Genomic DNA, 10740 nt, shown 5'->3' with positions numbered 1-10740 from the left:
AGAATGTACTGCATATTTGATCTCGAAGGTACAGGCATTAATCCGTCTCTACGGATTTTCTGATTCGGTATTACGATCTGAATACAGATGGAATTCACAGGCACAATGCTTTGGCAGATTGTGGTGTGATCGCTGGTATCTTTGAAAGTATCCTTAGCGAATATGAGGAACTTCAATTGGATCATTTTACAGCCGATCCAAAGCAGATGATGAAACGTTTTGTTATACCAGAGATGTATCTGACTTGACGAGGAACTGGAGGAGAGATCAATGAGCAAAACGGATGTGGAGAAGCTACTGTTGGATCTTAACGAGGGACGGATTCTGACCCAGCAGACATTCGAAGGATTGGATGTGGAAATTTACTTGGATGAAAGGGATGCTTCTGCATTTGCTGACGAGTGGATGCAAGCTTTTGTACGATGGGCTCAAGATAAAGTGGTGGCTGAAGAAGAGGTGCTGCGCGCATGTAGGGAACAGGCGTTCAAACAGACCTTGGCTCTCACCGGCGAACCTGAGTTAGCGGGGTATGTGAGTGATGATATGGGTTTAATTGGTGCTGCATTGTTACAGGGTACGGCGAACGATTTCTTTGTGGATCAGTTGTTGAAAAGTTATCGTCAAGGCAGGTTGCCCCTGCGATAAGCGGGGGAGGACCAACAGGGTTGTTTTCGTTTGTATAAAAAAACAACATCAAATGTACATTGTGGGTCGGCTGAGGCATAAGGTACAATTCACCTAAGCAATCGATGAGAATGATAATCATTATATGTGAGATATTCTCACGGTTACATCAACAGATCACATAGGGGTGAAGGGTAACATGGTAGGTTTAGTTAAAGGTTTCAAAGGGTGGACGATTACATTACTGCTCATGGGTCTGGTTATTTCAGGATGTAGTACAAATACCGCTACGAATGCGGAACAGACTCCTGCAACTGCAACTGAAAGTGCGGCTTCTGGAGAAAATACTTCTGGAACCGAGACAGAGCCTGCGACACGAGTTGTACAGGATGAATTTGGAGATGTGACGATTCCGGTTCAACCACAGCGGATTGCTGGAATATATGTGGAAGATTATTTGAAGGCGCTTGATATTACACCTGTAGTGCAGTGGTATAACCCGATGTGGGGTGTACAGGATTATTTAGGACTGGATGTTCCTCAATTTGATACTACGGGGAGTATTGAAGCTTTGTTGGAATATGATCCGGATCTCATCATTGTAGATGGTGGGGTAGATATGGAGAAATATGAGATGTACTCCAAGGTGGCACCGACATATCGTCTGCCTGAGAGCGTACTGCAGGATTCGAATCAAATTTTGAAAACCATTGCCGATGTTGTAGGGAAACCGGACAAGGGTGAAGAAGTTGCTGCGGCATTTAAGGCCAAGATTGCAGATGCTAAGGCGAAGTTGCAGGAAGCGGTTGGAGACGAGACTGTCGCAGTTGTCCGACTGAATGTTAACGATGATACACTGGCACTGTTCGGTGTGAAAAATCGGTTCACCGGATTTATTTATTCGGAGCTTGGCCTAACACCTCATCCTCTGGTTAACAAGATGGAAGAATACCAGGAAATTCTGTCTGAAGAGGCCGTGCCGCAACTTGATGCAGATCATCTTATTGTGTTCCCTTCCAATGGTGAATGGTCTTCTCCTGAGAACAAGGAAGCCTTGAAGGTACTTGACAGCAAATTGTGGAAATCTCTTCCGGCCGTTAAGAACAATCAGGTATATATTATGGAAAGATCACATTGGCAATCAGGTGCGATTACAGCAAATTCCATGAAAATTGATGATCTCTTGGAAAAATTGACTCCATAATTGAATCGATTACTTAAAGAAAGTTCTTCAGCCAGGGTTGAAGAGCTTTCTTTTTTCGTATACACTATTTTAAATGATAATAATTCTCAGTTAAGGACGATGAACATGTGCCCCACGATAATACAACTGATCCCCAAGCCCTGGCTATGCTCACTTCAGCATATGGAATACGTAGATCACCATCAATCTCATATCAATAAACGTTTGTTATACAGAATGTCGACTTCACACTCCATATTTGTTGTAACGTCTGGGAAAGGTTCAATAGTTTGCTCAGATCGGGAATCTCATCTGGAAAAAGGAATGATTATGTTTGTTCCGGCTGGAACATCCGTTAAAATAGAAGGTTCGCCTTGGACAGAAAGTGAATTGCAGTATTATAAGCTTGATCTTATGGTGGCTGAGTTGAAAGAAGAGACTTCGAACGCTTTGTCTAGAAGAAACACGGAGAAGCAGCAGGAACTTTCCCAAAGTCCAGATTCTCCGACATTATTACCGCTTATGCAACTCAGTTACAGTCCGTGGAGTTCCTGTCTGGAAGCCTTGGAACAAATACTGCGTCAACAGGTCACTGGCGATTGGCTGGAGCAATGGGAGGTACAGCTTCGTTTCCAGGAGTGGTTTCGTGCCTTGCTTCGCCATAGTGCCCTCGAAACAGAAGTACCCGATGACCGTGCCCGTCTTCAAAGTTCAATTCGTTATATTGGCGACCACTATGATCAGACCATAACCGTGGATGAGCTCGCAGCAGATATTGGTCTAACAAGAGCCAGCTACACTCGGCAATTCAAAAAAATTACGGGCAAGCTCCCGCTTGAATATGTAAATGCGGTTCGGCTGGAGCGCTCGAAGCAACTATTGCAGCTTACGGATGATCGCATCCATGAAATTGCACAGAATGTGGGATTTAGCAGCGAGTATTATTTTGGCCGCCGATTTAAGCAATACGCTGGTATTTCACCTGGGTTATACCGCCGTCATCACCGTCAAGAGGTTCGTGTCTTTGCTCCTTATCTGGAGGACTTTGTGTTGGCTCTTGGCGTAAAACCTGTACTGCAATGTTCGCATCATTCTTGGGGCAGGCAGCAATATTTGGGGTTGGATGACGTACCTGAATTTGATGTGAGCCAGATGGATGCGCAGTTTAATCTGGGTAATGTACCGGACTTTATCATGCTGGATAAGGGATATGATCGATGGAATCTGGACCGCTTCAAGCAGGTAGCACCTACATTTTACGTAGATCATTTGGGAGAGGACTGGCGCTCCATTTTAAGATCGACAGCCGATGTGTTAGGGAAGGTGAATCGGGTTCAAGATGTAATTGGTGCGTATGAGGACAAGGCAATGGAAGCTAAGAGTCGGTTAGCACGTTATATGCGTGGTCAAACAGTAGCTTTTTTGCGTATATCTGCTTCGGATATTACTCTCTATGGGGTTCAGCAGGGCTATGTCGGACCTGTAATTTATCAGGATCTTGGACTGACTCCCCACTCCCGTGTGCAGCAATGGACAAGACACGAGCGGAGGATTTTCATTGGATTGGACCAGTTAAGTCAGCTTCATGCGGATCACTTGTTGATTACATTTGACACTGGAAATTCTGCTAAACCTGGAGAGGAGCGCGAACTGCTCGATAGGGATGAATGGAAACGTCTGCCTGCGGTGAAGAGCGGTAATGTGTATGAAGTGGATTTTATGTCTTGGATGAACTACGGTGTGATTTCTCATGGAAAGAAGATTGAGGATGTATTGCGGTTTATGGCTTGATAATGAATGGTCTGTGAGATGTTTTTCGAAAAAATTAAGAAAACCATATAACTTTCAAAACTATCAAAATTTTGTGATGTAACTCACGGGCACTCTATGAATCTACTGGTATTATCCTTTTCGTTAATCTATAATCTGTTTGTTTAATAGACTAAATAAAGGAATTTTAATTAGATTGAGGAATATATTATAACAGATAGGATATAAACTAAAGGAGCAGATCAATGATAAAGGATAAAATTCCAATTTGGTTCTGGTGTACCTCGGTAGTAGTTGTCATTATGCTAGTATATAACTTGTTTCAAGTAGATTCTCGTATTAACATGCTTGCACTAGGCATACTAAATATTGCTAATGCCATTCGGATGTGGAAGAAATATCGGAACTCAGCAATTATATTTTTGATAATAGGTGTTCTTTGTGCAGTTTTATTTTTCAAATATCTATTTCAATAATCAGAAGCCTGACCATCATATATCTGGCGGTCTTTTTCGTTTTTAAAAATTAAAACATTGGAGGAATTACAATGAGCGACAAACTACAAAATAACAAACACGCTGGATTCAACATCAGAGAAAATATTATAACATTCCATTTTAATGTATAATATAGGAAAAATAGAATTGGAGAAAGGAACTTCCTATGCGGAAAAAAATCTTGGCCGTACTTTTAGTAGTAGCTGTTATTGGGATGATTCCTGTTACAGCAATATCGACGACTATGGTTGCCGAATCGCATGAAATTTCGGGTGAAGATCTTCCTGAAAGCTTACGATATGATTCTAACCATCCAGATATAATTTATGTGAAGGATTGTGGGGCCTACGAGAAAGTGGATTCGAGTTTAGTAGATTACGGCGAAGAAGAATTTGTTTTCGATGATGTACAAAAGGTAACAGATAAAACGAATGTAATTGTTGCATATGATGCAACTTATATCAAAACAGGTGAATGGGAATAGCTAATTCATTGGATATACAATCTGGAAGCGCAAGGAGAGATTTATTCTTCTTGGGCTTTTTTTATATCCAATAAAAAATAAAAATCCAGAATTTAGCTGAATTTTATAGATTAGCAAGTTTATGTTTAGACATATTTTCAAGTACATATTACATTAGTCACTTATTATATTAATAGGGGGATAATAGAGTGATTGCTAAGTTTAAGAAAACAGTATTTGCGGTAGTGTTATTATGTTTAATGAGCATGAACGTAGCTATGGCAGCAAATGAAGAAGTAGCTACAGTAGAAGGGATGCAAGGAATTTCACCTCCAAAGGAAACAGTTGTAACAGTAAATGGTACATATAGTGCGAATTATGGTAAAAATTCTATTGACGGTAAGTTGGGTACTCTTTGGAATTCGGGTGCAACAAAAGGAACAATTCAATATGTTTTTCCAGAGGAATTAAGTCTTAACTTTATTCAAGTTGCTGCGTATTCTAATCCTAAATCCAATAACTATTACACAGTGTACGGTTTGAAAGATGGTAAATGGATTTTGGTGAGCCCTAAAGTGGGAAGGTATGTAAATGCAACTGTTACCATAACCGAACCAGTAGCAATTACTCCAGGGGTCTACAAAGGCATCAAGGTAGAAGTAGATGGAGCGGCGTCATGGGCTCATATTAATGAACTTACGATAGGTGTAGTAGAGATGATGAATCCAAATATAATTGATCTGAAAGCAACTCCTGGAAATACTCAGGTCGGACTAAATTGGGGAGCCATAGATGGTGCAGAAAATTATATTGTGAGGTATGGGACGGAATCAGGAAAATATACTGAAACTGTTGTTGCTACAAAAGATGAAAATGGGAACTTTGTCATTCCTGCTCTTACAAACGGAACTACGTATTATTTTGTTGTAACGACTACGATTAATGGTGTTGAAACTGAATACTCCAACGAAGCATTTGCTACTCCGTATGGAGAAGAGCTCCCTAACCCAGAACCAGAAGAACCTACAACTCCGGAACAACCAGAGGAACCTTCCACTAACCGTGCCATCTTTGTCGTCACCATGACAACGGGTTTGGAGAAAGAATTCGACCTAAGTATGAAAGAAGTAAATGATTTCATCGACTGGTATGAAGCGAAGCAAGCTGGAAGCGGAAAAGCATCGTATGCGATCAATAAACACGACAACAACAAAGGGCCATTTAAGAGTCGGAAGGATTATATCCTGTTTGATCGGGTGCTGACGTTTGAAGTAAGTGAATACTAAAAAATGTGAAGTTCCTCCAGCTTAGCTGAAGGGGCTTCTTTTTTGTTACTTTGATGAATGAGCCAATGCAACTGCTCGAAAGGCTTGTTTCATCTTATTTTAGTGTAACGTTTACAAAAAAACAGGATAACGAGCACAAAATGCAAAAGCGGATGTCCTTGACTGAACGATTGTGACATACCATTAGAGTGAAGGCTGATCTGTAACGCAAGAATTGCAGTCTTCAAGCATAGCCATGAATGGCGGATGGGAGAGCTGTAATGACAAAACGGGTAATTCTGTTGGAAGAAGGTACGGCAGAGATGAAAGGGCTAATGGGCAGTAAAGGGGCTGATCTTGCAGAACTTATCCATGCAGGGTGGTCTGTCCCAGCCGGATTTGTAGTCACAACGGAATGCTGTCGCGAGTTCTGTACCCGTCTTGGACATCTTTCCGGTGAAGGAGAGGAAGAGATTATTAACGCGATCCGGCATCTGGAACAGCAAACCGGGAAGTTCTTCGGACATTCGGAGAATCCGCTACTACTCGCGGTACGTACGGACCAGGATCGAGCCTCAGCAACTGCGACACAATCACTGCTCAATGTTGGTCTGAATGATGTTACTGTGGAAGGACTCGCACGTCAAACCGGTGATCGGTTGTATGCACTCCAATGTTATCTAGATTACTTAGAGGAATATGGACAGCTGGTATATGCAATTCCGTCTGAATTTTTCACAAAAATATCAAGTCACGTCAAGGGTCGGGATGAAACGGAACTTGAATTAACCATTACCGAGTTTAAATATTTAATCGAAGGGGAGGGGCGTAACCCTTTTCCTCAAGATGTTCAAATTCAATTCAAAGAAGCAGTACGTGCGGTATATCATTCACAGCGTATTAAAGCATCCAGATCTCAGGACGAGATCATGCGTAAATCATATTACATCTCTTCGGAGCAAAGCGCTCCTGTTCTTATACAGACGATGATGCATGGAAAATGTGGAGAATCAAGCGGGACCGGAACAATATATACGTGTAACCCACTTACAGGAGAAAAGGGAATTACAGGACAATATGTCCCAACCGGGAACGCGAGCCAAACAGATCACAGCCTGGAGCGTTTACGGAATGACGAACCTGAGCTGTACACAAGTTTGCTGGAGATAGGTAGCCAGCTGGAGACGCATAAGGGAGAAGTGCAGGAAATCACCTTTGTGATTGAATCCGGCGCGTTGTATGTTGTGCAGACCCAGCCCGCACGATTATCCTCAACAGCCACACTGAGGAGTACTGTGGATTTTGTCCATGAAGGACTCCTCACCAAGGAGGATGCACTTCTTCGCATCGAACCTGCGCATATCACGGAAGTGTTGAAGCAACACTACACAGATTCTAACAGCGAAGCGAGCAATGGACATCTGCCCATACAGATCCAGCCAGTAACTAATGATGAATGTCCAGCTTATAACAACTCAGATTCACTTTTATCAGCAGATCTGCAACTACTGCTCAATTGGGCTGATGAAGTGAAAGAGTTGAAGGTACTGGCCAATATAGATCATCCACTGGATGCCAGGACATCACGGCTACTAGGGGCAGAGGGAATAGGTCTGTGCCGGACGGAGAACATGCTGTTATCACCTGCGCGGTTACCATTTGTACAAAAAATGATCCTGGCAGACAGTGAATCCGAACGCAGGCGTGGGTTGGAGCGTCTGTTGCCGATGCAGCAGTCTGATTTTGAACAGATATTCGAAGCGATGGATGGATACCCGGTAACGATACGTCTGCTCGATTCGCCGTTGCATGAACTGTTACCGGATCTGGGAGTGTTGGAGAAACGACGTGAGTGGTTACAAGCAGAGGAGTGGCAGGAGAAAAAAGACCATCAGATTGAACTGGAGGAACTGGAGCGTGTAATTCGCAGAGTCAGTGAATTGCATGAACATAATCCGACATTGGGGCAACAGGCTTGTCGGCTGAGTACGGTGTTCCCGGAGATCGTTGATATGCAGCTGGAAGCGATATTCCGCGCAGCGGTGAAAGGTATCCGGCAAGGCTGGTGGGTACGTCCCGAGATTATGATCCCACAGATCGGTCATGTGCATGAACTTCAGGTGATGAGAGATCTGGTGGATCATGTGGCTGACCAAGTGCTGGGTGAGGAGAAGCGGCATTGTCACTATAGAGTGGGGGCGATGATCGAAGCTCCGAGAGCGGCGCTGACGGCGACACACATTGCTCGCCAGGCTGACTTTTTCTCGTTTGGCACGGATGAGCTGACAGAGATGACATTTGGATATAGTCGTCATGAAGCTGAGAAGCGCCTCCTTCTCCTTCAACGTGATACGGACTCTCGTACGGTAACGAATAATCCATTTCATGTGCTGGATATTGAGGGAGTCGGACAACTCATTGAGATGGCGGTAGTCCAAGGTCGAATTCGAAAACCTAATCTGAAGACAGGGATCTGTGGAGAAAATGTTATAGATCTGGAGTCGATTACGTTCTGCCACCGCATTGGTCTCGATTACGTAAGCTGTTTGCCTGAACAGATCCCTTATGCACGAATTGCTGCTGCACAAGCAGCCATTAAGGGAGAGAGAGAGGGAGCGGACACGCAGAACACGGATATCTCTACAATTGCGTAACGATCACTCTGTCCTACACGGAACTTCCATGGAATAGCAACCAGAAAACTGTTATACTGAAATATACGTTTTGTAAAAGGAACGTAAAATTTCAGGGTAAGGGTTGAAAACGACCATGTATAATTCCAAAAATGAACGAACTTCATCACGGACCTTATTCGCCGTGTTATTCATTCTTATGCTGCTGAAGCTGTCACTGTTGCGGTATTTCTTTTTCCAGGGTCTGTCCGGCATCGGTCTGTTAACTGACGCATTAGGCGCACTAACTGTGGTTTGCCTGCTGGATCTGATCGTGCCCAAAGGCTGGAAGCGAGCAGTATACGGAGGATTTAATGTTCTGTTTTCTCTGGTGCTGTTCGCGGCTACGCTGTATAACGTTCATTTCAGTTCGGTACCCACCTATACCGCGCTAAGTGAGCTGGGGCAAGTTGCCCAAGTACGGGGAAGTATCGGACCACTGGTACGACCGGAGCACTTTCTGTTTTTTGCAGACATCGTACTGGCATTGCCAATATGGTTGATTATGCGTAGACGTGCTGGCGGGCGTAACCACAGCAGTTACCGCGATAGCGGTTTGACGTTTGGTAGAATTCGCAGACGTTACTGGGGCAAGCTCGGCGTTGCGCTTACGGCTGCATTCTGCATCGTGCTGTCTGGCAGTTTTATTGTCAAAGGTGAAACGATTGATAACGAGTTGGTGCGAGCCGAGAATCTCGGTTTCCTGAACTACCAGGTATCGTCTGCCATTCTGACGAGCAAAGAAAATGAGGCCATTGCCAATGGCAACATTAACGAAACCATTGCCAAGATCAATGAGCTGGTTAGCCAGTATCCGTATCAGGATAAACCAAGTGACGGTACAGCCGTGAAAGCCAAATATTTTGGTCAGGCCAAAGGTAGTAACCTGATTGTACTGCAACTGGAGTCCTTTCAGAATTTCCCGATTAATGCTTCATTGGATGGTCAGGAGTTAACACCGGTACTGAATGATCTGGCCAAAGAAAGCTATTATTTCTCTCATTTTTTCCAACAGATCGGACAGGGAAACACATCAGACGCGGAGTTCATGTCGAACACGTCTATCTATCCAACCGGAGTTGTTCCCATGTCAGCAGGGTATAGTGACCGTGAACTGCCGAGTCTTCCCAAGTTATTAGGAAAAGAGGGATATGAGTCCGAGACGTATCACGTTAATGACGTCACCTTCTGGAACCGGAACAAAATGTATCCGGCACTCGGATTCACTCGTTACTTCGACAAGCCCAGCTTCGAGAACGACAGATTCAATGACTTTGGACCATCGGATGAAGAGCTGTACCGTGTAGGTGTGGAAAAAATGACTGCGCATCAGGCTGCGAATCAGCCGTTCTATGCTCAGTTCATAACGGCATCGAGCCACTCGCCGTTTACGGTTCCCGCTGATCGTGCACGGATCACGATTCCTGCGACCATCACGAACAAACTGCTTCACGATTATCTGCAAGCGATCAACTATACGGATTATGCCATCGGTCAACTCATTAATGAGTTGAAGGCGAACGGATTATGGGATAATACTACTTTAGTGCTCTACGGAGACCACTTTGGTCTGCCTGCTGACGAAGAGATTACACAGCAAATCCAGGCCAATCTGGGCGTTGCTTATGACGGCAAAGTAAGTCGTTTTAACATTCCGTTCATGATTCATACGCCGAAACAGACCAAAGGACAAGTGATTGAGCAGCCAGGCGGTCAGTTGGATATGTTGCCAACGATCATGAACCTGATGGGTGTTTCGCTCCAGGATGAGAAATTCACTGCCTTCGGACATGATCTGCTCAACATGGACCATAATGCCTTCGGTATCCGGTATTATTTGCCCACGGGTTCATTTGTCAACGATGACATTATGTTTATCCCGGGTGCGGGCTTTGACGATGGAACAGCCTATTCGCTGAAGACATACGAGCCGGTAACGGATTTGGAACCGTATCGTGCCGATTATGAACATGTGCTCAGCCTGATGAAACTGTCTGACGAGTATGTGAAGTTGTTACCAAAACGTGCACCATAAATCAATTTTCTGCAATAGGTCAGATCAAAAACGTCACCAGTTCAAAAGCTGGTGGCGTTTTTTTGCATGTTTCTTGCACAAGTGTGGTAATAAAGAGAATAACTAAAGTTTGAAACTGTAATAATTAATGTTACAATGTAATGAGCAAGAATGAAGTGAGCAAAAGCGCGTAATATTCGCAGATCTCATATTCAAAGCACTTATGAACCTAACAGACGAGAGGATTGAATA

Annotated in this window: 7 protein-coding genes; all 7 read left to right on the top strand. The window is 43.8% G+C overall.

Annotation, left to right across the window (positions count from 1 at the left end; genetic code table 11):
- The first annotated feature begins 270 nt into the window (after positions 1–270).
- Complete coding sequence (locus tag C170_RS30020) at positions 271–645, top strand: hypothetical protein (RefSeq protein WP_051447099.1); 375 nt, start codon at positions 271–273, stop codon at positions 643–645.
- 178 nt (positions 646–823) lie between these two features.
- Positions 824–1828 carry an ABC transporter substrate-binding protein gene (locus tag C170_RS09500; RefSeq protein WP_036608793.1) on the top strand — a complete coding sequence of 335 codons (1005 nt, stop codon included), beginning with the start codon at positions 824–826 and terminating at the stop codon, positions 1826–1828.
- Between the two features lie 99 nt (positions 1829–1927).
- On the top strand, positions 1928–3598 hold the full coding sequence (locus C170_RS09495) for a helix-turn-helix domain-containing protein (protein ID WP_143781411.1): 1671 nt from the start codon (positions 1928–1930) through the stop codon (positions 3596–3598).
- Positions 3599–4240: 642 nt separating this feature from the next.
- Positions 4241–4558 (top strand): hypothetical protein, encoded by a 318-nt coding sequence (locus C170_RS09485; protein ID WP_036608789.1) that lies wholly within the window; start codon positions 4241–4243, stop codon positions 4556–4558.
- Positions 4559–4746: 188 nt separating this feature from the next.
- A complete protein-coding gene (locus tag C170_RS09480; protein ID WP_235200740.1) occupies positions 4747–5823 on the top strand; it encodes a fibronectin type III domain-containing protein in 1077 nt (358 codons plus the stop codon).
- A 260-nt stretch (positions 5824–6083) separates the two neighbouring features.
- Entirely contained in the window at positions 6084–8456 is a 2373-nt protein-coding gene (locus C170_RS30015; RefSeq protein ID WP_051447097.1) for a putative PEP-binding protein, read from the top strand.
- Positions 8457–8571: 115 nt separating this feature from the next.
- On the top strand, positions 8572–10509 hold the full coding sequence (locus C170_RS09470) for an LTA synthase family protein (protein ID WP_036608787.1): 1938 nt from the start codon (positions 8572–8574) through the stop codon (positions 10507–10509).
- Positions 10510–10740 lie beyond the last annotated feature (231 nt).

The sequence above is a fragment of the Paenibacillus sp. FSL H7-689 genome, from assembly GCF_000517905.1.
Taxonomy (GTDB): Bacteria; Bacillota; Bacilli; order Paenibacillales; family Paenibacillaceae; genus Paenibacillus; species Paenibacillus amylolyticus.
Note: the sequence above shows the minus strand (reverse complement) of the source record. Positions and strands in the feature narration are given on the sequence as shown.